Source organism: Herbaspirillum sp. C7C8 (assembly GCF_022627875.1).
Taxonomy (GTDB): Bacteria; Pseudomonadota; Gammaproteobacteria; order Burkholderiales; family Burkholderiaceae_D; genus Herbaspirillum.
Map to the genome: position 1 here is coordinate 113504 of NZ_JABXGG010000009.1, position 21923 is coordinate 135426.

Annotated in this window: 15 protein-coding genes and 2 tRNA genes; 10 read left to right on the forward strand and 7 right to left on the reverse strand. The window is 62.5% G+C overall.

From position 1 onward, the window contains the following. The first annotated feature begins 109 nt into the window (after positions 1-109). From hfq to HWE01_RS12665, 7 genes are all read left to right on the forward strand, one after another. A complete protein-coding gene (gene hfq, locus HWE01_RS12635) occupies positions 110-349 on the forward strand; it encodes an RNA chaperone Hfq (RefSeq protein WP_006463311.1) in 240 nt (79 codons plus the stop codon). 39 nt (positions 350-388) lie between these two features. Next, entirely contained in the window at positions 389-1513 is a 1125-nt protein-coding gene (gene hflX, locus HWE01_RS12640) for a GTPase HflX (protein WP_008329868.1), read from the forward strand. A gap of 89 nt (positions 1514-1602) precedes the next feature. Next, positions 1603-2961 carry an FtsH protease activity modulator HflK gene (gene hflK, locus HWE01_RS12645; RefSeq protein ID WP_241821978.1) on the forward strand — a complete coding sequence of 453 codons (1359 nt, stop codon included), beginning with the start codon at positions 1603-1605 and terminating at the stop codon, positions 2959-2961. Then, positions 2961-3854 carry a protease modulator HflC gene (gene hflC / locus HWE01_RS12650; protein ID WP_241821979.1) on the forward strand — a complete coding sequence of 298 codons (894 nt, stop codon included), beginning with the start codon at positions 2961-2963 and terminating at the stop codon, positions 3852-3854. Before hflK ends, hflC begins: the two co-directional genes overlap by 1 nt. Positions 3855-4125: 271 nt before the next feature. After that, positions 4126-5286: an ATP phosphoribosyltransferase regulatory subunit gene (locus HWE01_RS12655; RefSeq protein ID WP_241821980.1), complete on the forward strand. Its 1161-nt coding sequence runs from the start codon at positions 4126-4128 to the stop codon at positions 5284-5286. Between the two features lie 3 nt (positions 5287-5289). Further along, the gene (locus HWE01_RS12660) at positions 5290-6603 is read left to right on the forward strand and encodes an adenylosuccinate synthase (RefSeq protein WP_008329859.1); all 1314 of its coding nucleotides are present in this window, start codon (positions 5290-5292) and stop codon (positions 6601-6603) included. 53 nt (positions 6604-6656) lie between these two features. Beyond that, a complete protein-coding gene (locus HWE01_RS12665; protein WP_008329857.1) occupies positions 6657-7187 on the forward strand; it encodes a phosphoribosyltransferase in 531 nt (176 codons plus the stop codon). Between the two features lie 87 nt (positions 7188-7274). Here HWE01_RS12665 and HWE01_RS12670 read toward each other — a convergent pair whose 3' ends face one another. Further along, positions 7275-8372 (reverse strand): SDR family oxidoreductase, encoded by a 1098-nt coding sequence (locus HWE01_RS12670; RefSeq protein WP_241821981.1) that lies wholly within the window; start codon positions 8370-8372, stop codon positions 7275-7277. A 15-nt stretch (positions 8373-8387) separates the two neighbouring features. Next, on the reverse strand, positions 8388-9569 hold the full coding sequence (locus HWE01_RS12675) for an MFS transporter (RefSeq protein ID WP_241821982.1): 1182 nt from the start codon (positions 9567-9569) through the stop codon (positions 8388-8390). A gap of 138 nt (positions 9570-9707) precedes the next feature. Here HWE01_RS12675 and HWE01_RS12680 point away from each other — a divergent pair, with 138 nt between their 5' ends. From HWE01_RS12680 to pbpC, 3 genes are all read left to right on the forward strand, one after another. Then, complete coding sequence (locus tag HWE01_RS12680; protein ID WP_008329851.1) at positions 9708-10589, forward strand: LysR substrate-binding domain-containing protein; 882 nt, start codon at positions 9708-9710, stop codon at positions 10587-10589. A 104-nt stretch (positions 10590-10693) separates the two neighbouring features. Then, positions 10694-16567: an alpha-2-macroglobulin family protein gene (locus HWE01_RS12685; protein ID WP_241821983.1), complete on the forward strand. Its 5874-nt coding sequence runs from the start codon at positions 10694-10696 to the stop codon at positions 16565-16567. 5 nt (positions 16568-16572) lie between these two features. Then, complete coding sequence (gene pbpC / locus HWE01_RS12690) at positions 16573-18855, forward strand: penicillin-binding protein 1C (RefSeq protein ID WP_241821984.1); 2283 nt, start codon at positions 16573-16575, stop codon at positions 18853-18855. Positions 18856-19002: 147 nt separating this feature from the next. Here the strand turns inward: pbpC and HWE01_RS12695 are convergent. The 5 genes from HWE01_RS12695 to HWE01_RS12715 form a co-directional block, all read right to left on the reverse strand. Continuing rightward, a tRNA-Leu gene (locus tag HWE01_RS12695) sits at positions 19003-19087 on the reverse strand. Positions 19088-19348: 261 nt separating this feature from the next. Beyond that, positions 19349-19433: transfer RNA gene (locus HWE01_RS12700), tRNA-Leu, on the reverse strand. Positions 19434-19558: 125 nt separating this feature from the next. Next, positions 19559-20290 (reverse strand): ABC transporter ATP-binding protein, encoded by a 732-nt coding sequence (locus HWE01_RS12705; protein WP_008329845.1) that lies wholly within the window; start codon positions 20288-20290, stop codon positions 19559-19561. Further along, entirely contained in the window at positions 20287-21048 is a 762-nt protein-coding gene (locus HWE01_RS12710) for an ABC transporter ATP-binding protein (protein WP_008329843.1), read from the reverse strand. Before HWE01_RS12710 ends, HWE01_RS12705 begins: the two co-directional genes overlap by 4 nt. Further along, positions 21048-21923, reverse strand: coding sequence for a branched-chain amino acid ABC transporter permease (locus tag HWE01_RS12715; protein WP_008329842.1), 876 nt, complete (start codon positions 21921-21923; stop codon positions 21048-21050). Before HWE01_RS12715 ends, HWE01_RS12710 begins: the two co-directional genes overlap by 1 nt.

A 21923-nucleotide genomic window follows, 5' to 3' on the forward strand; every position in this document is an offset into this window, starting at 1 on the left:
TGGCGTTGGAGCGAAAATCGTTTAAATTGAATAGCATAAAGTTGGTCAAGCACTTGATATTCCTTGAAGTGCCTCCAAGTCCTAATCACAACAACACCGTGGAGCTGCCATGAGCAACAAAGGGCAATTGTTACAAGACCCATTCCTGAACGCATTGAGAAAAGAGCACGTTCCCGTCTCTATCTATCTGGTCAACGGCATCAAGCTGCAAGGCCATGTGGAGTCTTTCGATCAATACGTGGTCCTGCTGCGTAACACCGTTACGCAAATGGTTTACAAACACGCCATCTCTACCGTCGTGCCTGCACGTGCGGTCAATCTCAGTCTCGAATCCTCGTCCGACGAATAATGGTCTACCTGGCCGGCTTGACGCCGTGGGCATTTTGACATGCGTGCCGCGTTAGTCGGCCTGGACTTCGGCAAGAACGATTTCGCCGCAAGTCTGGATGAGCTCCTCCTTCTGGCAAAATCGGCTGGTGCGGAGCCGGTGATCACCATCACCGGTCGCCGTGCCAGTCCGGATGCCGCGCTTTTCGTAGGTACCGGCAAGGCACAGGAAGTGGCCGACGCCGTTGCCGACCTCCAGCTCGAACTGGTCATTTTCAATCACGCTCTTTCACCGGCCCAGCAGCGTAATCTGGAGCGGGTGCTGAAGGTGCGCGTGCTCGACCGGACCAGCCTGATTCTCGATATCTTCGCGCAGCGCGCCAAGAGCCACGAGGGCAAGGTGCAGGTTGAGCTGGCCCAGTTGCAACACCTGGCCACCCGCCTCATCCGCGGCTGGACTCACCTGGAGCGGCAAAAGGGGGGTATCGGTCTGCGCGGACCCGGTGAAACCCAGCTCGAAACCGACCGCCGTCTGCTGGGCGAGCGTGTCAAGGCCTTGCGGGCCGTGCTGGCCAAGCTGCGCCGGCAGCATGCCACGCAGCGTCGCGCGCGGGGGCGCAGTGAAACCTTCTCGGTCTCGCTGGTGGGTTACACCAATGCCGGCAAGTCGACTATCTTCAATTCCCTTGCCAAGGCTGGGGTGTATGCCGCCAACCAGCTCTTCGCCACGCTGGACACGACTTCCCGTCGCGTTTACCTGGGTGAGGTCGGGCACGTGGTGATTTCGGATACCGTGGGCTTCATCCGCGAACTGCCTCACCAACTGGTCGAGGCCTTCCGCGCCACCCTCGAAGAAACCATTCACGCCGACCTGCTGCTGCACGTGGTGGATGCGGCCAGCCCGGTACGGATGGAACAGATCGAGCAGGTCAACCTGGTGTTGAAGGAAATCGGCGCAGATCACGTGCCGCAGATCCTGGTCTGGAACAAGATCGACGCCGCCGGTCTGGAACCGACGGTCGAGTATGACGAGTATGGTAAAATCCAGCGGGTTTTCGTCAGTGCCAAGTCCGGTGCTGGCCTGGATCTGCTGCGCGAAGCGATCGCCGCTTCGCTCAAGGCCGCCTTGGAGGCCAGGGGTCGCAGCCGTTCCGAGCCAGTCGATTCCGCAGACATGCACGCTTGAGCCGTTCGAGGGGACGGCTTTTTGCACGTTCCTGGCGCGCATTCCTCCTTGATTCTCTTAATCCATTACTTCAGCCGGAACGCAAACGCATGCTTGTGTCTTTATTCAGGAAAATCGGTGTCAAGTTTTCGTTGAACGACCCCCAATGGGGACGTGGTTCGCAAAACGACAACCGCGAGAATCAGAATAACGGAAATAACGGCGACAAACGGCCCGAAAAACCGTCCGGCAACAATGACGGTCCGCCTGACCTCGACCAGCTCTGGCGCGACTTCAACCAGCGCATCGCCGGCCTCCTGGGCCGCAAGGGCGGTGGCGGATCCGACGGCGGCAACGGTGGCGGCGGCTTCAATCGTGGCGACGTCAAGGGTGCCGGCATCGGCGTGGGCGTCATCGCCGTGATCGTGGCTTTCCTCTGGCTGGCCAGCGGCTTCTTCATCGTGCAGGAAGGCCAGACCGCCGTGGTCACTACCTTCGGTCGCTACAGCCACACCACGCTGCCGGGCTTCAACTGGCGCTGGCCGTATCCCATCCAGGGCCACGAGATCGTCAACATGTCCCAGGTGCGTACTGCCGAGATCGGTTATCGCGGCAATGTGCGCAACAAGCAGCTCAAGGAATCCCTGATGCTGACCGATGATGAAAACATCATCGATATCCAGTTCGCCGTCCAGTACAAGCTCAAGAACGCCGCCGAATGGCTGTTCAACAACCGCGACCCGGATGACTCCGTACGCCAGGTCGCCGAGACCGCCATCCGTGAAATCGTCGGTCGCAGCAAGATGGACTTTGTTCTCTATGAGGGCCGTGAAAAGGTCGCGCTGGACGTGAGCCAGCGCATGCAGCAGATCCTGGACCGCTACAAGTCCGGTGTCCAGATCACCAACGTCACCATGCAGGGCGTGCAACCGCCTGAACAGGTGCAAGCCGCCTTCGACGACGCCGTCAAGGCCGGCCAGGACCGTGAGCGCCTCAAGAACGAAGGCCAGGCCTATGCCAATGACGTGATCCCGCGCGCATCCGGCGCCGCCTCGCGCCTGCTGGAAGAAGCCGAGGCCTACCGCTCCCGCGTGGTCGCCAATGCAGAAGGTGATGCCTCCCGCTTCACCCAGGTGCAAGAAGCCTACGCCAAGGCGCCGGCGGTCACCCGCGAGCGCATGTACCTGGAAACCATGCAGCAGATCTTTGCCAACACCACCAAGGTCATGGTCGATGCCAAGAGCGGCAGCAACCTCCTGTATCTGCCGCTGGACAAGCTGATCCAGCAAAGCGCCAGCGAAGCGGCCCCGGCCGGTGGCAAGGCGCAGGCTTCGGCGACCGTCCAGCCCTCTGCGGGCGCGCCGTCCACCACTTCGACTGCAGGAAACGACACCGTGTATTCTTCCGAGCTGATGCGAGATTCGAGAAACCGCGATCCCCGTGATGCGCGCGAAAGGGAGGTGCGCTGATGGGCCGCCTCGTTACTTCCGTCATCGTCGCCGTGGTGGCGATCTGGCTGGCGTCGTCCACCATCTTCGTGGTGGACCAGCGTTCTTCGGCCATCGTCTTCGCCCTGGGTGAAGTCAAGCAGGTCATCACCGAGCCCGGCCTGCACTTCAAGCTGCCGCCACCGTTCCAGAATGTGATGTACCTGGACAAGCGCATCCAGACCTTGGATACCCCGGACGCCGACCGCTTCATCACCGCCGAAAAGATGAACGTGCTGGTCGATGCCTACGTCAAGTGGCGCATCATCGATCCGCGCCTGTACTTCGTCAGCTTCGGTGCCGACGAGCGTCGCACCCAGGACCGTCTGTCGCAGATCGTCAAGGCTGCGTTGAACGATGAAATCACCAAGCGCACCGTGCGCGAAGTGATCTCCAGCCAGCGCAACAACGTCATGGACGCCATCCAGGCCCGCGTGGCCAACGAAGCCAAGCAGATCGGCGTCGAAGTCATCGACGTGCGCCTGCGCCGCGTGGACTACGTTGACCAGATCAACAATTCGGTGTTTGAACGCATGAAGTCCGAGCGGGTGCGCGTGGCCAATGAGCTGCGTTCCACCGGTGCGGCCGAGTCCGAGAAGATCCGTGCCGATGCCGATCGCCAGCGCGTGGTGATCCTGGCCGAAGCCTACCGCGAATCCGAAAAGATTCGCGGTGCCGGTGACGCCAAGGCGTCCCAGATCTACGCCCAGGCCTTCGGCCAGAACCCCGACTTCTACAAGTTCTACCGTAGCCTGGAAGCCTACCGCGCCAGCTTCAAGAACCGTCACGATCTCCTGGTCGTGGATCCGAGCTCGGAGTTCTTCAAGTACTTCAAGGGAGTGGGCGGCGGCGCCACCAGCGCTGCGAAGAAGTAAAAATCTGCTTAACAGGCGATAATGTGAAGTGTTCTGCGCCGCCGCAGGTTTGCGGCGGGCAGGGCGAACCGGATGGATGCCGCTGGTAAAGGGCATCTTTCCTTTTTTGGTCGGACACAATGTTCCGGGGTGCAATTTTCCCGGAATACAAGAAGAGAGGCGGCAGGCATTTGCGGACCGCCCCGATTGTTCGTCTGGGCGCCTGCTTGTCTTGTTGTCATCCGCACCACGCAAGTACGCAAACCGTTTTTTTCTGCTTTGACTTTTGTTTATGCCTAACTGGCTTCTTCCCGAAAACATCGCCGATGTCTTGCCCTCCGAAGCGCGCAAGATCGAGGAACTGCGCCGGCGCCTGCTCGACAATTTCCGCCTGTACGGCTACGAAATGGTCATGCCGCCGCTGCTGGAATACCTCGAATCGCTGCTCACCGGCGCCGGCCAGGACACCGACCTGCGTACCTTCAAGCTGGTTGATCAGCTCTCCGGTCGCACTCTGGGCGTGCGCGCCGACATGACCACGCAGGTGGCGCGCATCGACGCCCATCTGCTCAATCGCGCCTCGGTCACCCGCCTGTGCTATGCCGGCAGTGTCCTGCATACTCGCCCGACCGGCCTGCACGCCACCCGCGAACCAATCCAGATTGGTGCCGAGATCTATGGCCATGCCGGCATCGAAGCCGACGCAGAGATTCAGGAACTGGCCTTGAATTCGCTGGCCCTGGCCGGCATGCGCACCATCCGCCTGGATCTGTGCCACGTCGGCGTGCTGCGCGCCATCATTGCCAACGATGCCGCCGCCAAGCGCGACGAGGCGCAGCTCTTCGGCCTGCTGCAGGCCAAGGATGTGCCTGGCCTGAAGGAAATCACCGCCGGCTATCAGGACGGTACTCGCGCCGCCTTGCTTGCGCTGCCCAACCTGTATGGCGACATTTCCGTCATCGCGCGCGCCCGCATCACCTTGCCGGCTCTGCCTGGCATCGGCCAGGCGCTCGACGAGCTGCAGGCCGTGGTGGAACTGGCTGCCGGCCATGAAGGCGCGGCCGTCACGATCGATCTGGCCGACCTGCGCGGCTATCATTACCACAGCGGCGTGATGTTCTCTGCCTACGTGCCCGGCCTGCCCAATGCGGTGGTGCGCGGCGGCCGCTACGACCATGTGGGTGAAGCCTTCGGCCGTGCGCGGCCGGCCACCGGCTTCTCCCTGGACCTGCGTGAACTGGCACGACTGATGCCGGGCGCGGAACGAAAACGCGCCATCCTCGCCCCTTGGGGCAGGGACGCCGGTCTGCGTGAGAAAATAGCGCAATTGCGGCAAGCGGGAGAGATCGTGATCCAAAGCCTTCCCGGCCACGAACACGATCAGGACGAATTCGATTGCGATCGCGCACTCGATTTCAGCAATGGAAACTGGATTATCAAAAACTTGGGTTGAGTCATGTTACAGAACAGCAATGCAAAGAATGTCGTCGTCATCGGTACGCAATGGGGCGACGAAGGTAAGGGCAAGATCGTCGATTGGCTGACCGATCACGCCCAAGGCGTGGTGCGTTTCCAGGGCGGCCACAATGCCGGCCACACGCTGGTCATCGGCGGCAAGAAGACTGCGCTGCAACTGATCCCCTCGGGCATCATGCGCGAAGGCGTGGCCTGCTACATCGGCAACGGCGTGGTGCTGTCGGTGCCCGACCTGCTGCGCGAGATCGACAAGCTCGAAGCCGCCGGCGTGGAAGTGTGCTCGCGCCTGAAGGTGTCGGACGCCTGTCCGCTGATCCTGCCGTATCACGTGGCCCTGGACGTGGCGCGTGAAGCCGCCCGTGGCGTCGACAAGATCGGCACCACCGGCAAGGGCATCGGCCCGGCCTACGAAGACAAGGTGGCCCGTCGCGCCATCCGCGTGGCTGACCTGCTGAACGAAAAGCGCTTTGCCGAAAAGCTGCTGGCCAACCTGGACTATCACAACTTTGTCCTGACCCACTACCTGAAGACCCAGCCGGTGGACTACCAGAAGACCCTGGACGATGCCCTGGCCAACGTACCGCGCATCAAGCCCATGGTCACCGACGTCTCCAGCGACTTGTACGCCATCCACAAGGCCGGCGGCAAGATCCTGTTCGAAGGCGCGCAAGGCAGCCTGCTGGACGTGGACCACGGCACCTATCCGTTCGTCACCTCCAGCAACTGCGTGGCCGGCAATGCCGCCGCCGGTGCGGGCGTGGGTCCGGGCATGCTGCACTACATCATGGGCATCACCAAGGCCTATACCACCCGCGTCGGTTCGGGTCCGTTCCCGGCTGAACTGCCGACGGACGCCGGCACCGGCAAGCACCTGGCCTCGGTTGGCCATGAATTCGGTACCGTCACCGGCCGTGCGCGCCGCTGCGGCTGGTTCGATGCCGCGCTGCTGAAGCGCTCGGTGCAGATCAACGGTGTCTCGGGCATGTGCCTGACCAAGCTGGACGTGCTGGACGGCCTGGAGTCGTTGAAGCTCTGCACCGGCTACAAGCTCAATGGCAAGACCGTCGACATCTTCCCGGTCGGCGCTGAAGAGGCAGCCGCCTGCGAGCCGATCTACGAAGAAATGCCCGGCTGGTCCGAGACCACCGTCGGCGCCAAGTCGCTGGACGCACTGCCGGCCAACGCCCGCGCCTACATCAAGCGCATCGAGGAACTGGTGGGCGTGCCCATCGACATGATCTCCACCGGCCCGGACCGCGAAGAGACCATCGTCCTGCGCCATCCGTTCAAGTAATTCACCACGCAATCGCCCGCAAGGGCACAAGGCACTACGAAGCAATCAAGAATATGAAGATCTCTGACGACAAAGACCTCTGGGTCTCCTGGGACGACTACAACCGCCTGATCGAACGACTGGCATTGAAGGTCTACGAATCCGGCTACCAGTTCGACCAGGTGCTGTGCCTGGCGCGCGGCGGCCTGCGCCCGGGTGACGTGATGTCGCGCATTTTCGATGTCCCGCTGGCCATCCTCTCGACCAGCTCCTACCGTGAAGCGGCCGGCACCATCCGCAGCTCCCTGGACATCGCCAAGTACATCACCATCACCAAGGGAACCCTGGGTGGACGCATCCTGCTGGTGGACGACCTGGTCGATTCGGGCGTGACCCTGCAGAAGGTGATGGTCCACCTGAAGGAACATTACCCTGCCGTCACCGAGATCAAGAGTGCCGTGTTGTGGTGGAAGGCCTGCTCGGTGGTGGAACCTGACTTCCACATCGACTACCTGCCGACCAACCCCTGGATTCACCAGCCGTTCGAAGAATATGACGGCCTGGGCCCGCATCAGCTGGCGGCCTGGATCAAGAAGGGTGCCTGACCTTTTGCTTCAGTTTCATGGAGGCAGATGTGAAAAGAGCTTGCTGCGGCAAGCTCTTTTTTTCATCCGCCGAGGCGAGGCAAGGCATCAGGACCACGGAATGACCTTGCGTTCCTTGAAGGTATCAAAGAGCTGATAAAACATCTGCTCGCTTTCCACATACTCATGAAAGCCCAGCCGGCGCGCCTTGCTGCCATCACCAAACATGTCGTAGTCCCAGGAGAACACGAAATCGGCAAATTCCCACGCCGATAGTGAAGCATAAGGATGCTGCTTCAGGCCATGCGCCGTGACGATCCTTTCCCATAAGGGCGCCTTGTCGGCCATCACCTCGGCCAGCTTCAGCGGCAGCGGCGTACCGACTTCCATGCCGAAATAACGGGCGATCTTGGGCCACATCTCGCTCCAGCGGAACAGGTCGCCATTGCCGAAATTGAAGGCTTGGTTGGCCGCGGTCTCGGTGGTGGCAGCCCATACGGTGCCCTTGGCCAGCAGGCCGGCATCGGTCATTTCGACCAGCTTGTCGTAGGCGCCGGGCTTGCCGGGAAAGCGCAGCGGCAGCCCCAGCGCCTTGCTCATGCAGGCGTACAGTGCAATGGCCAGCGCCAGGTTCATCGGATTGCCCAGGGCCGCGCCTCCCACGACGGCCGGGCGCGGTGCCGACCAGCTCCAGTTGCACCCTGAATCAATGCGCCGCTGCGCCAGCCAGCGCTGCTGGTCGAACATGAATTCGGGCGGCATGAACTGCGCATCGCTCTCGCGTGCCGGCGTCTTGAAGGGACCGAGATGGCCGCCATAGACCTTGTAGCCCTGCATCAGGCTGATATGCCGCAAGCCCGGCGCACGGGCTTCCACCGTCTGCACCGTGTGCTGCAGCATGGCCAGGTTGGGCGCGACCAGCTCGCTCCAGCTGGGGCGGTGCTGGTAAGCGGCGTAGAACACGTGCGTGACCTGTTCCAGCGGTGCCAGCTGGCGTTCGGTGTCGGCGGCATCGAGCAGGTCCACGGCGACGTAGCGCAGTCGCGCCTGCTTGCGGGATTCGCCACCCCGGCGCGAGAGGCCGATGACCTCCCATTGCGGCAGGGATAGCAGGTGTGCGATCAACTGACTACCGATCACGCCGTGGGCACCTACCACCAGGGCGGTATGGCGCTGCGGCGGGGTAGCGATTGCGGAATGGGTCATGGCGCTCTCCGGGGATCAGCAGGTCGTGGTGCGTTCGGTGCGGGACAGCGCGGCCGGCCGTGCATCCATCTTCCAGCTCACCAGGGCCACCACGATGCCCGCCAGCGGCAGCAGTGCAGCGACATAAGGCACCGCGTGCAGGCCCGGGCCATGATCGATGGTCACACCGCCCAGCCAGGCACCGGCGGCATTACCCAGATTGAAGGCGGCGATGTTGGCCGAGGAGGCCAGGTTGGGCGCACCGGTCGCCTTTTCCAGCACGCGCATTTGCAGGGGCGGCACGGTGGCGAACGCTGCCATGCCCATCAGGCCCACGCCGATGATGGCGGCGATCTTGTTTTCATTGGTCAGGCCAAACAGCAACAGCACCGCAGCCAGCAGCACCAGGCTGCCCAGCAGGGTTGCCATGAGCTTCTTGTCGGCCAGCTTGCCGCCGGCCAGATTGCCGATCACCAGCCCCAGGCCGAACAGCAGCAGGATGGGCGAGACCGCCGAGGGCGGGAAGCCGCTGATGTCGGTGAGGATAGGCGCGATATAGGTGAAGGCCGCAAATACCCCGCCGAAGCCCAGCACCGTCATCAACAACCCCAGCATCACCTGCGGGCGCATCAGTACGCGCACTTCCTTGCCGAAGTCGGCTTCTTCTCCGCCTTGCGAGCGGGGCACCAGCACGGCGGTGGCGGCCAGCGCGACCACGCCGATGGCGGTCACCGCCCAGAAGGTGGCACGCCAGCCATGGCTCTGGCCCAGCCAGGTGCCGAAGGGCACGCCCAGCACGTTGGCCACCGTCAGGCCGGTGAACATCAGGGCGATGGCCGAGGCCTGCTTTTCCTTGGGGACCAGGCCGGTCGCGACCACCGAGCCGACCCCGAAGAAGGCACCATGGGCAAAGGACGCCACCACGCGCCCGATCATCAGCGTGGCATAGTCCGGCGCGATGGCACAGGCCAGGTTGCCGATGACGAAGACCACCATCAAGGCGATCAGCAAGGTCTTGCGCGGCAGGCGTCCGGTAGTGGCGGTGACCAGCGGGGCCCCCACGAACACGCCCAGGGCATAACCGGTCACCAGCAGGCCGGCCGAGGAGAGGCTCACGCCCAAGTTGTTGGCCACCTCGGGCAACAAGCCCATGATGACGAATTCGGTGGTTCCGATGGCGAATGCGCTGATGGTCAGCGCCCAAAGTGCAATTGGCATGGCAATCCTTGAAAGGTGAGGTTTTCGGGCCGGCTGATCCGAGAGGGGGGGATTGCCAGCGATATGAAGGATTGTGCGCGCAGACTTTGTTGAGAAAAATACCGTTAAAATCAAAGAATATTTGATCCGGAGTCAACAATGAGCATTCAGTCCGAGGAATTGCGCACCTTCGTCGCCGTGGTGGAGGCGGGCACGCTCTCGGCGGCCGCCGAAGTGCTGGAGCAGACCACCTCAGGGGTGAGCCGGGCGTTGTCGCGGCTGGAAGAGAAGCTGGGTGCGAGCCTCTTGACCCGTACCACGCGCCGCATGGAACTGACCGAAGAGGGTGAAGCCTTCCTGGAGCAGGCGCGCGCCATCCTGGCCGCCATGGAGCAAGCCGAAGACACGGTGCGCATGCGCACCCGCAAGCCGGTTGGCAAGCTGCGTGTGGATGCGGCCGTGCCTTTCATGCTGCATTGTATTGTTCCGCATGTAGGGGCTTTCCGCGCAGCCTACCCGGACATCGAACTGGAGCTGACCACCAATGACCGCTTCATCGACCTGGTGGAGCAGCGCGCCGACATTGCCATCCGCATCGGCGAACTGCAGGACTCCACCCTGCATGCGCGGCCCCTGAGTTCGGCGCGCCTGAACATCGTGGCCAGTCCCGATTACCTTGCCCGCCACGGCGCGCCGGAGTCGGTGGAAGCGCTGGAGCAGCACCAGCTGATCGGTTTTTCCCAGCCGGACATCCTCAATCACTGGCCGCTACGCCACACCGCCGGGGACCGCTACCAGGTCCGCCCGGCGATCCGCGCCTCCAGTGGCGAGACCCTCCGTCACCTGGCCTTGCAGGGGCAGGGCATTGCCTGCCTGTCCGACTTCATGACCGTTGCCGATCTGGCCGCCGGGCGCCTGGTCCGGCTGCTGGAGCACTACGATAGCGGTTTTCGCCAGAAGATCTCGGCGGTCTACTATCACAACACCCAATTGTCACGCCGCATCAGCTGTTTCCTGGATTTTTTGCAGTGCAAGCTGTAAATCGGAAACGTTTTGCCGTTATTCCAGTCTGAGCGCCAGCGTTGCCGCAAGGGGGAAGCGTCCTGTGGCTGTCATCAAGACAAGATTGATCCGGAGAGAACAAGATGAAGCAAACGGAAAACGGCATGGCAACAGGCCGTCCATGGTTCACGGCCCTGTGCCGCCCGCTGCGAGGGCTGCTGGCGGCGGCTGCGTTGCTGGTCACGCTGGGCACGGCCACTGTGCTCACTGCACCGGCGGCGCAGGCCGCCAATGCCAGCGTGCTGTCCTTTTCGCCACAGGGCGACGTGCAGCGCATCCGCCAGGTACGGGCGCGCTTTTCGGAATCGATGATCAAGTTCGGCGATCCCAAGGCCGCCTCACCCTTCGATGCCGATTGCGCCGTCAGCGGCACGGCGCGCTGGGTCGATGACAAGAACTGGGTCTACGACTTCGAACGCGACCTGCCGCCCGGTACGCGCTGCAGCTTCAGCCTGCGCGGCGACGTACGCTCGCAGGCCGGCAATACCGTCAGCGGCAAGACGCGCTTCCAGTTCAGCACGGGCGGCCCGGCCGTGAGTCGCGTACAGCCCTACGATGTCGCCCGGATCACCGAGGACCAGGCCTTCATCCTGTTCCAGAACGGCCCGGCCACCGAGGCCACGGTGCGCGAGCACCTGTATTGCGAAGCCGAAGGCATCAACGAGCGCATCCCCACCAAAGCCGTCGGAGACGCTGATCGCAAGGCCTTGCTGCTGCAGTTCGCCAAAGGCGTGGACCCGGCGTCGGTGACCATCGTGCAGTGCCAGCAGCGCCTGCCCAACGAGGCGCACGTGAAACTGGTCTGGGATCGCGGCATCGCCGCCGCCAATGCGCCTTCCATCGTCACCTCCAAGCCGCAGGTCTTCAATTTCCAGGTACGCAGCGAATTCGCCGCCAGCCTGTCGTGCCAGCGCGAGAACGCCAATGCGGCCTGCTCGCCGATCCTGCCGGTGACGCTGTCGTTCTCGGCTCCGGTGCCGCGCAAGTTGGCCGAACAGGTGGTGATGAACGCCACCACCGGCAAGATCAAGCCGACCCTGGAAGGTGACAAGGATGAAGCGGTGCGCGAGCTGCGCTTCAAGCCGCCATTCCCGGAGAAATCTGACTTCACCATCAGCCTGCCCTCGGGCTTCAAGGATGAGGATGGGCGTACGCTGGCCAATGCGGGCAGCTTCCCGCTGAAATCGGCGCTGGCCGATTTCCCGCCGCTGGCCAAATTCCCGGCCGCGCCCTTCGGCATCATTGAACTCAACGCCGATCCGACCTTGCCAGTCACCCTGCGCCGCGTGGAAGCCGGTCTGCTGGTGCGCGGCAAGGATGGCCGCGCCATGCCCGGCCAGGTCGCGGACCTGAAGGTCGATGGCGACAAGGCCGTCATCGCCTGGCTCACGCGCCTGAACAAATATCACGAGAAATGGGGGGATCCCAAGAAGATAGATACGCGCAGCGTCAGCCTGCTGGCCAGGGAACCGGGCGCGAAGAAACTCGATCTGCCCGCACAGAAGGACGCCAAGGATGGCCAATGGCCGTTTGAAGTGATCGGCATTCCGCTGAAGGACCCCGGCTTCTACGTGGTCGAACTGGAATCGCAGAAACTGGGTGCCTCGCTCTTGGGCAAGCCGCAGCCGATGTACGTGCGCACCAGCGCGCTGGTGACCAACCTGTCGGTGCACGTCAAGCTGGGTCGCGTCAATGGTGCGGTCTGGGTAACCCGACTGGATGATGCCAGGCCGGTGGCCGATGCCGAGATCCGCGTCTCCAATTGCGACGGCACCCAGCTCTGGCAGGGCCGGACCAATGCCAGCGGCGTGGCCATGATGCCGGTGCTGGAAGATGCCTGCGCCAACCGTGGCTACAGCCCCGAGAACGCCGACAAGGTCAATGGCCTCTTTGTCAGCGCCCGCAAGACCGACGAGAAGGGGCGCCAGGACATGGCCTTCGCGCTGACCTCGTGGAACGAGGGCATCGAATCCTGGCGCTTCAACCTGCCCACCGACATGGACAAGTCGTTCACCACGCGCGCTACCACGATCTTCGATCGCACCCTGTTCCGTGCGGGAGAAACGGTATCCATGAAGCACGTCATCCGCACCGAGACCATGCAAGGCTTTGGCCTGATGCGCAAGGAAGACCTGCCCACGCGCATTCGCATCAGCCATCTCGGCAGTGGCCAGCAATACCAGTTCCCGCTGACCTGGCGCGGCAACAAGAGCGCCGAGACCACCTTCGTCCTGCCCAGGCAAGCCAGGCTGGGCAGCTATGAAGTCGTGCTCGACCAGGGGCGCGTCAGGTCCAATACGGGTGAGCAGACTGACGATGATGACGAAGATCACTATGGCCGTGGCAGCTACGTCACCGGTACCTTCCGCGTGGAGGAATTCCGCCTGCCGCTGATGCAGGGGCGCATCACGCCACCCAAGGGCGCGCAGGTCGCCATCAAGGAACTGCCGCTGGACCTGCAGCTGAACTACATCAACGGTGGCGCAGCGGCCAACCAGGCGGTGCAGGTGTCCTCGCTGCTGCGCTCGCGGTCGCTGAACATGTCCGGTTACGACGGTTTCTCTTTCGATGCGCCGCGCGAGGATGACGACAGCAACGCGGACGACCAGAAGATCGTCGCCGACAAGCTGGCCGTCACGCTCGACAAGAACGGTGCAGGCCGCGCCGTGATCGGCAAACTGCCCGCGCTGCAACGCCCGCAGGAACTGCTCACCGAAATGACCTACAGCGACCCCAATGGCGAGGTGCAGACCATCTCCAGCGTTACGCCCTTGTGGCCTTCCGCCGTGGTGGTCGGCCTGCGCACCGGCAACTGGGTCTCGGTGAAGAAGAAGCTCACACTGACTGCCGTCACCCTCAATACCGCAGGCCAGCCGCAAGCCGGTGTGCCGGTGGAAATCCGTGGCCTGGCGCGCAAGACCAACTCGCACCGCAAGCGCATGGTCGGCGGCTTCTATGCGTATGAAAACGATGAGAGCAAGCAGGACCTGGGCAAGCTCTGCTCCGGCAAGAGCGACCCGCACGGCATGTTCACCTGCGAGACGGAATTGTCGGAAGCGGGCAATGTGGAATTGATCGCCAGCGCCAGGGATGGCCATGGCAACGCCGCTGCCGCCCGCTCCTCGGTGTGGGTCACGGGACGCGGCGAAGTCTGGTTCGATGGCGAGAACCAGGACCGCATCGATATCCTGCCCGAGAAAAAAAGTTATCAGCCCGGTGAGACCGCCACCTTCCAGGTACGCATGCCATTCCGCCATGCTACCGCCCTGGTAGCGGTCGAACGCGAGGGTGTCATCGATACGCGCGTGGTGCAGCTGTCCGGCCAGGATCCCGCCATCAGTGTGCCGATGAAGGCCGAGTATGGTCCCAACGTCTATGTGTCGGTCCTGGCTGTGCGTGGCCGCATGCGCGAGGTGCCGTGGTATTCCTTCTTCATCTGGGGCTGGAAGGAACCGATCAACTGGTGGCATGAATTCCGCCAATACCAGGGACCGGGCCCCGTCGTCGATCTTTCCAAGCCGGCCTGGAAATTCGGTATTGCCGAAGTCAACGTCGGTGATGCGGGCCATCGTCTGCAGGTGGCGGTCACGACGGACAAACCGACGTATCCGATCCGCGCCACGGCGAAAGTACAAGTGCAGGTGAAGCTGCCCAACGGCAAGCCCGCCGCCGGTGGTGAATTCGCGCTCGCCGCCGTCGATGAAGCCTTGCTGGAACTGCAGCCCAATGGCAGCTGGGATGTATTGCACGCGATGCTGCAACGGCGCAGCTATGGCGTGGAAACCTCCACCGCGCAGATGCAGGTGGTCGGCAAGCGCCACTACGGCAAGAAGGCCACCCCGGCCGGCGGTGGCGGTGGTCGTGCGCCCACGCGTGAGTTGTTCGATACCTTGCTGGTATGGAAGCCCAGCGTCACTCTGGATGCAGAGGGCAAGGCGCAACTCGATGTGCCGCTCAATGATGCGCTGACCTCCTTCCGCATCGTTGCCATCGCCGAGAACGGCATCAGCGATTTCGGTACCGGCAGCGTCAGCATCCGTTCCACGCAGGATGTGCAGCTCATTTCCGGTCTGCCGCCGCTGGTCCGTGAAGGTGACAACTTCAATGGCACCGTCACCGTACGCAACACCACCACGCATGACATGACCATCAAGGTCGCCGCACGTGCGCAGGGGGGCACTGCAAGCAGTACGCTGACACTGCCTGAACGTGAGGTGAAGATCGCCGCCGGGCAGTCCACTGAAGTCATGTGGCCGGTGCAGACGCCCGAAGATATCAGCCAGCTGGCCTGGGAAATCAGCGCCCGGGAGCAGGGCGGTCAGCAAGCGCGTGACGCGATGAAGTTCACCCAGCGCGTTGTGCCCGCCGTGCCGGTCACGGTGCAGCAGGCCACGCTGTTCCAGCTGGACAAGAGTGCTGCCATGAACGTGGCGCGGCCCGCCGACAGCCTGCCCGGGCGCGGTGGCCTGGCGATCTCGCTCAAGCCCAGCCTGGCCGGTGGCAGTGATGCCCTGACCCGCTACTTCGTCAACTATCCCTTTGCTTGCCTGGAGCAGAAGACCTCCAAGGCCATCGGTCTGCGCGATGAAGTGGCCTGGCAGAAGATCGTGGCGGACCTGCCGACCTATCTGGACGGCGACGGCCTGGCCTATTACTTCCCGCCCAGTGACAGTGCTGCGCGCCGGGGCAGCGATACCTTGACGGCCTATCTGCTGGCCGCCACCAACGAGGCCGGCTACGCCATTCCGCAAGCCAGCCGCGACAAGATGCTCGATGGTCTGGCAGCCTTCGTGGAAGGCAAGGTCATGCGCGAATTCTGGTCGCCGCAGAAGGATCTGGATGTGCGCAAGCTGGCCGCGCTGGAAGCGCTGTCGCGCTATAACCGCGTCCAGCCTGCGATGCTGGGTTCGATCCAGATCAACCCCAATGTCTGGCCCACATCGGCACTGCTGGACTGGATCGGCATCCTGCAGCGGGTCGCCGCCATCACCGAGCGCGACAAGAAGCTGGAGCAAGCTGACCAGATCCTGCGCGCCCGCCTGAACTTCCAGGGTACGCGCATGGGCTTCTCCAATGAAGAGGGTGATTACTGGTGGTGGCTCATGAGCAGCGCCGATGCCAATGCCAACCGTCTGATCCTGCTGGAGCTGAACAACCCGGCCTGGCGCGAGGACATGCCGCGCCTGATCGCCGGCGCCATCGGCCGGCAGCAGCGCGGCCACTGGAGCACCACCACGGCCAACGTCTGGGGCAGCCTGGCGCTGGAGAAATTCGCCCGCAAGTTCGAGTCCGAAGCGGTCACCGGTACCACCCGCGCCACGCTGGAGCAGAACGGTGCCAGCGCCGCCACGCAAAGCCTGGCCTGGAGCGGCGCAGCCAACGGCGGCAAGTTGCAGTTGCCGTGGCCGCAAGGCAATGCGCAAGGTGGCAGCGTGCGCGTGGTGCAAGAGGGGAATGGCAAACCATGGGTCACCCTGCAGAGTCTGGCCGCGGTGCCCTTGAAGCAGCCCTTCGCCGCCGGTTATCGCATCACCCGCAAGGTCGAGGCCATCGAGCAGAAGCAAGCCGGCGTCTACACCCGTGGCGACGTGCTGCGCGTGACGCTGGACATCGATGCCCAGGCCGAAATGACCTGGGTGGTGGTCAGCGATCCGGTGCCGGGCGGTGCCACCCTGCTGGGTTCCGGCCTGGGGCGCGACTCCGTCATCGCACAGGGCAAAGAGGCGGCCCCGCGTGAGCATGGCATGGGCTGGCTGGCCTATGAAGAGCGCAGCTTTGAAGCCTATCGCGCCTACTACGAGGCCATGCCCAAGGGTCGCACCAGCATCAGCTATACCGTGCGTCTGAACAACGCCGGTGAATTCAACCTGCCGCCCACGCGGGTGGAAGCGATGTACGCGCCCGAGATGTTTGGTGAAATCCCCAATGGCAAGCTGGTCGTGAAGGCAGCGCCGTGATCGGCATGACCACACGCATATCCCGGCCCGGCGCACTGTGTGCAAGGGGCGCGCTGATGTTGGCCTTGCTGCTGCCGATAGCGGCGGCTGCGGTGCCTTCGTTCAACGAGGTGCAGCGCGATTTCCTGCCCTCCGAAGCCAGTCTGCTGGACCGTCATGGCGAGCTGTTGCAGCGCATGCGCATCAACATGGACGAGCGCAAGCTGGCCTGGGTCAAACTGGAAGACGTCTCGCCGGCCCTGCGCCATGCCTTGATTGCCTCGGAAGACCGACGCTTCTACCAGCACAGCGGTATCGACTGGAGTGCCGTGGCCGCCTCTGCCTGGGGAAATCTGTGGAACACCAGGACACGCGGCGCCTCCACCATCACCATGCAGCTGGCGGGTTTGCTCTATGACGATCTGCACCGCAAGTCCGGCGCGCGTTCGTTCACGCAGAAGGTTTCGCAGGCATGGATTGCGCAGTCACTGGAACGCAGCTGGCGCAAGGATCAGATCCTGGAGGCCTATCTCAATCTGGTCGCTTTCCGGGGGGAACTGGTGGGGGTGCACGCCTTGTCGCGGGTGATGTTCGGCAAGCATCCCAGCGGACTCGACCAGGGTGAGGCCGCCATTGCGGTCGCCTTGATCCGCGCGCCCAATGCGCCGCCGCGCCGCGTGGCCGAACGTGCCTGCGCCATCCTCAAGGAGGAGGGGGCAGCGCAGCAGTGCAGCGGCATGGACGGTCGCACCGAACTGGCCGTGGCGCGCGTGTCAGCCAGACGTGATTTGCCGGGCACCAGCGAAGCGCCGCAACTGGCACCGCATCTGGCGCGCAAGCTACTGAACGCACCGGGCCAGCAATTGCGCTCCACACTCGATGCGCCCGTGCAGCGTTTTGCCACACAAGTCTTGCGTCATCAACTGGCCGGACTGGCCGACCGCAACATCGAGGACGGTGCCATTATCGTCATCGACAATGCCAGCGGCGAGGTGCTGGCCTGGGTTGGTTCCAGCGGCCCGCTGTCGGCGGCGGCCAATGTGGATGGTGTAGTCGCACAGCGGCAGGCGGGTTCGACCCTCAAGCCCTTCCTGTACGAACTGGCGATCGAAAAGAAATGGCTGACGGCCGCCTCCCTGCTGGACGACTCTCCCGTCAACCTTGCCACTTCGGCGGGGCTCTATATCCCCCAGAACTACGACAAGCAATACAAGGGATTGGTCAGCCTGCGCACCTCACTGGCTTCCTCCCTCAATATCCCCGCCGTGCGCACCTTGGTGATGGTGACGCCCGAACGCTTCTTCCGGCGCTTGCAGGCATTGGGTTTCAACCTGCGCGAGAGCGGCGATTACTATGGCTACAGCCTCGCGTTGGGCAGTGCCGATGTGACCCTGGCCAACCTGGCCAATGCCTATCGCGTGCTGGCCAATCAGGGGCGCTACACGCCATTGCGCACGCGACTCGATGAGGCCCGTACCACAGCGCGCACCATGCAGGTCATGGACCCAGATGCGGCTTACATCGTCGGCGATATTCTTTCGGACCGCAGTGCGCGCGCCCGTACCTTCGGTCTGGAGAATGCGTTATCCACGCGCATCTGGACGGCGGTCAAGACCGGCACCTCCAAGGACATGCGCGACAACTGGTGCGTGGGCTATTCCTCGCGTTATACCGTCGGGGTATGGGTCGGAAACGCTTCTGGTGCGCCGATGTGGGACGTGTCCGGTGTGACGGGGGCGGCCCCGGTGTGGCAGGAAGTCATGCAGTATCTGCATGAGCGTGGACGCAACGGTGGCCGCGATGCAGGCAACGGACCGCCTGCCAAACCAATTGGCGTGCAGGCGCAGGTGATCCGTTATGAGCAGGAGGTGGAAGCGGCGCGCACGGAATATTTTCTGCCCGGCACGGCGCAGGCTGAGATCCGGCTGGCGCATGCGCGCGATATCCGTCCTGCCATCACCTATCCCACCACGGGCATGCTGGCGGCACTGGACCCGGATATTCCGCCTGCGCGTCAGCGCATCCGCTTCCGCGCCCAGGGTGCGCCTGCCGGTAGTCGCTGGATGCTGGACGGCAAGCTGATGCCGCAGGAGGTCATGCAGGCGGGCAGGGTGAAGGCACAGAAGGTGGTGGCGAGCACGTCTGCGCCTGCGCTAGAGAACTTGAGTTTCGACTGGATGCCCTGGCCGGGCAAGCATGTGCTGGTGTTGCAGGACAAGGCCGGCAAGGAACTGGATCGGGTGCGATTTGAGGTGCGGGGGGCGGTGGAGCGACCAGGTGGCAAGGTGGTGGGCAAGCGTGGGAATTGAGGATGTCGTTTCTTGATCGACTCTGAGTATTCTGCACGGCGCGCAAGAAATAATAAAAACGACACTTCGGATAACTTAGCCGTCATGACGTGCCCCCCGAAAAATACAAAAGGCCGACTGACTTGCGTCAATCGACCTTTTCTATTTTGGTGCCCACGGAGGGACTCGAACCCCCACACCTCGCGGCACATGGACCTGAACCATGCGCGTCTACCAATTCCGCCACGTGGGCCTTCTGCCAATGCGTTCAAACTGCATTGCTTGAAAGAGGCTGCATTCTAAGGGACAACTTTTAAGTTGTCACCTATTTTCTTCAAGTTTTTTACTCCGAAAAAACTAATAAAAAAATCGGTACCCAAGAGTGAAGAAGACCCCTAAAACCTAAAAAATTGAAGAAGTAATTTTCAAAGAAAACCCTCGATAAATAAAACGCTTTTCCAACCCCCAAAACGAAAAAGGCCGAATGATTTTCATCATTCGACCTTTTATGTTTTGGTGCCCACGGAGGGACTCGAACCCCCACACCTCGCGGCACATGGACCTGAACCATGCGCGTCTACCAATTCCGCCACGTGGGCCTTCTGGCATCAGCGGTGACTTGCTGTGCTTGAAAGAGGCTGCATATTAAGGCCTATCAGGCTGATGGTCAACACCTAATTGAAAAATTTTTTATTATTTTTCGCAGGCCCCACATTCATGCCCATCAACCACCCAGATAAGCCTCCACCACCTTCGGATTGCCCAGCAGATTGGCGCCACTATCCTCCAGCACGATCTTGCCCGTCTCCAGCACATAGCCCCGCTGCGCAATGCGCAGCGCCTGGCGCACGTTCTGTTCCACCAGCAGCACGGTCATGCCGGTCTTGTTGATCTCCTGCACGATGCGGAAGATTTCCTGGATGATCAGCGGGGCCAGCCCCATCGAGGGTTCATCCAGCAACAACACCTTGGGCTTGGCCATCAGCGCGCGGCCAATGGCCAGCATCTGCTGCTCGCCGCCCGAGAGATTGCCCGCCAGCCCGGCTGCACGGTTCTTCAGTACCGGGAAGAGGGAATACACCCACTCCAGATCCCGCGCTACGCCTTCCTTGTCCTTGCGGGTATAGGCGCCCAGGGCCAGGTTCTCTTCGACGCTCAACGTGGTCAGGGTGGCACGGCCTTCAGCGACCTGCACCACGCCGGATTCAACGATGCGGTGCGGTGACATCTGCAGCAAATCCTGCCCGTTGAGCAGCACACGGCCGCGCTGTGCCTTCACCAGGCCGGAGATGGCCAGCAGCGACGTGCTCTTGCCGGCACCATTGGCACCGACCAGCGCGGTGATTTCGCCTTCGTTCAGCGACAGGCTGATGCCCTTGACCGCTTCGATGTGGCCATAGGCCACGGCCAGGTCCTCGACCTGCAGGATGGGTTGCTTGTTACCACTGGCGCTCATGCTTCTTCCTTGCCGAGATAGGCCTCGATCACTTCCTGGTTGTTCTTGATCTGGTCTGGCGTGCCCTCGGCGATGATCTTGCCGAAGTTCAGCACCGCGATGCGCTCGCACAGGCCCATGACAAAACGCATGTCATGCTCGATCATGAAGATGGTGAAACCGCGCGCCTTGATGTTGACGATCTCGCTCATCAGCTCGGTCTTCTCGGCCGGGTTCATGCCGGCCACCGGCTCGTCCAGCAACAACAGCTTGGGCTTGGTCGCCAGGGCACGGGCGAACTCCAGCTTGCGCTGCTCGCCATAGGAGAGACTGTCGGCCAGCATGTGCGCCTTGTGATCCAGGCGCACCCAGGACAACAGTTCCAGCGCACGTTCACGGGCTTCACTTTCGGCCTTGCGGAAACCGCCAAGGTTCAACAGCATGCTGGTCACACCATAGTTCAGGTGTTCGTGCATGCCGACCACCACGTTTTCCAGCAGCGTCATTTCCTTGAACACCCGGATGTTCTGGAAGGTACGGGCAATGCCGCGCTCGGTGATCTTGTGCGGGGCGACGGCACCGATGTCGTCGTCATTGAAGCGGATGCTGCCGGAGGAGGCGCGCAAGAGGCCCGTGATCAGGTTGAAGACGGTGGTCTTGCCGGCACCGTTGGGGCCGATCAGGCCGAAGATCTCGCCTTCCTTGACGTTGAAGTTCACACCCTGCAGCACTTGCAGGCCACCGAAGTTCTTGCTGATGTCGTTCAGTTGTAGAAGCATTACTTCACCTTCTTCTCAGCGTTGCGGCCCAGGAAGGCGCGGATGCGGCGCGGGTCCCAGATGCCCTTGGGCAGGTACAGCACCACCAGGATCAGGATCAGGCCATTGATGGCCAGGCGGAAGTCCTTGAAATGACGCAGCACTTCCGGCAGCAGCGAGAGTATGGTCGAACCGATCATCGGGCCGATCAGGTTGCTGGTACCACCGAAGACAGCCATGGTCAGGATGTCGACCGCGTTCTCGAAGCCATAGTTGTTGGGGCCGATGGTGAAGGTGAAGTGCGCGTTCAGGCCACCGGCCACGCCCGCGATGGCCGCCCCGATGACGAAGGCCAAGAGCTTGTAGCCGGCCACGTTCACGCCCATCAGACGTGCCGCGACTTCATCTTCCTTGATGGCTTCGAAGGCGCGGCCGGTCTTGGAGCGGCGCAGGCGCGCCAGGGCGTAGACGGTCACGCCCAGCAGCAGCACGATGTGCCACCACTCGGTCAGCGGCGGTACGCCATTCAGGCCCATGGGCCCGCCGGTGATGTCCAGGTTCAGCACGATGACCCGTACCACTTCGCCAAAGCCCAGCGTCGCCATGGCCAGATACACGCCCGACAAGCGCAGCGTGGGAATGCCGATCACCAGCGCCACCAGCGCGGGCAACACGCCGCCAGCGGCCAGTGCAACAGGGAAGGGCATGTCGAACTGCATCGTCAACAGCGAGGCAGTGTAGGCACCAATTCCCATGAAGGCCGCATTGGCCAGCGAGAGCAGGCCGCAGGAGAGGGTGACGTAGATCGAGAGCGCCAGCATGGCATTGACGCCGACGCTGAAAATGACCGTGTTGTAGGTGGCCCAGAAGCCATCCCACCAATCCATGAAGCCCAT

What these genes read in the sequence shown, in the direction of transcription:
- HWE01_RS12710 (WP_008329843.1), bottom strand. Translation starts at nt 21,048, where the DNA reads ATGCTTCTACAACTGAACGACATCAGCAAGAACTTCGGTGGCCTGCAA.
- HWE01_RS12680 (WP_008329851.1), top strand. Translation starts at nt 9,708, where the DNA reads ATGAGCATTCAGTCCGAGGAATTGCGCACCTTCGTCGCCGTGGTGGAG.
- hflX (WP_008329868.1), top strand. Translation starts at nt 389, where the DNA reads ATGCGTGCCGCGTTAGTCGGCCTGGACTTCGGCAAGAACGATTTCGCC.
- pbpC (WP_241821984.1), top strand. Translation starts at nt 16,573, where the DNA reads ATGACCACACGCATATCCCGGCCCGGCGCACTGTGTGCAAGGGGCGCG.
- hflK (WP_241821978.1), top strand. Translation starts at nt 1,603, where the DNA reads ATGCTTGTGTCTTTATTCAGGAAAATCGGTGTCAAGTTTTCGTTGAAC.
- hfq (WP_006463311.1), top strand. Translation starts at nt 110, where the DNA reads ATGAGCAACAAAGGGCAATTGTTACAAGACCCATTCCTGAACGCATTG.
- HWE01_RS12655 (WP_241821980.1), top strand. Translation starts at nt 4,126, where the DNA reads ATGCCTAACTGGCTTCTTCCCGAAAACATCGCCGATGTCTTGCCCTCC.
- HWE01_RS12705 (WP_008329845.1), bottom strand. Translation starts at nt 20,290, where the DNA reads ATGAGCGCCAGTGGTAACAAGCAACCCATCCTGCAGGTCGAGGACCTG.
- HWE01_RS12715 (WP_008329842.1), bottom strand. Translation starts at nt 21,923, where the DNA reads ATGGGCTTCATGGATTGGTGGGATGGCTTCTGGGCCACCTACAACACG.
- HWE01_RS12660 (WP_008329859.1), top strand. Translation starts at nt 5,290, where the DNA reads ATGTTACAGAACAGCAATGCAAAGAATGTCGTCGTCATCGGTACGCAA.
- HWE01_RS12685 (WP_241821983.1), top strand. Translation starts at nt 10,694, where the DNA reads ATGAAGCAAACGGAAAACGGCATGGCAACAGGCCGTCCATGGTTCACG.
- hflC (WP_241821979.1), top strand. Translation starts at nt 2,961, where the DNA reads ATGGGCCGCCTCGTTACTTCCGTCATCGTCGCCGTGGTGGCGATCTGG.
- HWE01_RS12675 (WP_241821982.1), bottom strand. Translation starts at nt 9,569, where the DNA reads ATGCCAATTGCACTTTGGGCGCTGACCATCAGCGCATTCGCCATCGGA.
- HWE01_RS12670 (WP_241821981.1), bottom strand. Translation starts at nt 8,372, where the DNA reads ATGACCCATTCCGCAATCGCTACCCCGCCGCAGCGCCATACCGCCCTG.
- HWE01_RS12665 (WP_008329857.1), top strand. Translation starts at nt 6,657, where the DNA reads ATGAAGATCTCTGACGACAAAGACCTCTGGGTCTCCTGGGACGACTAC.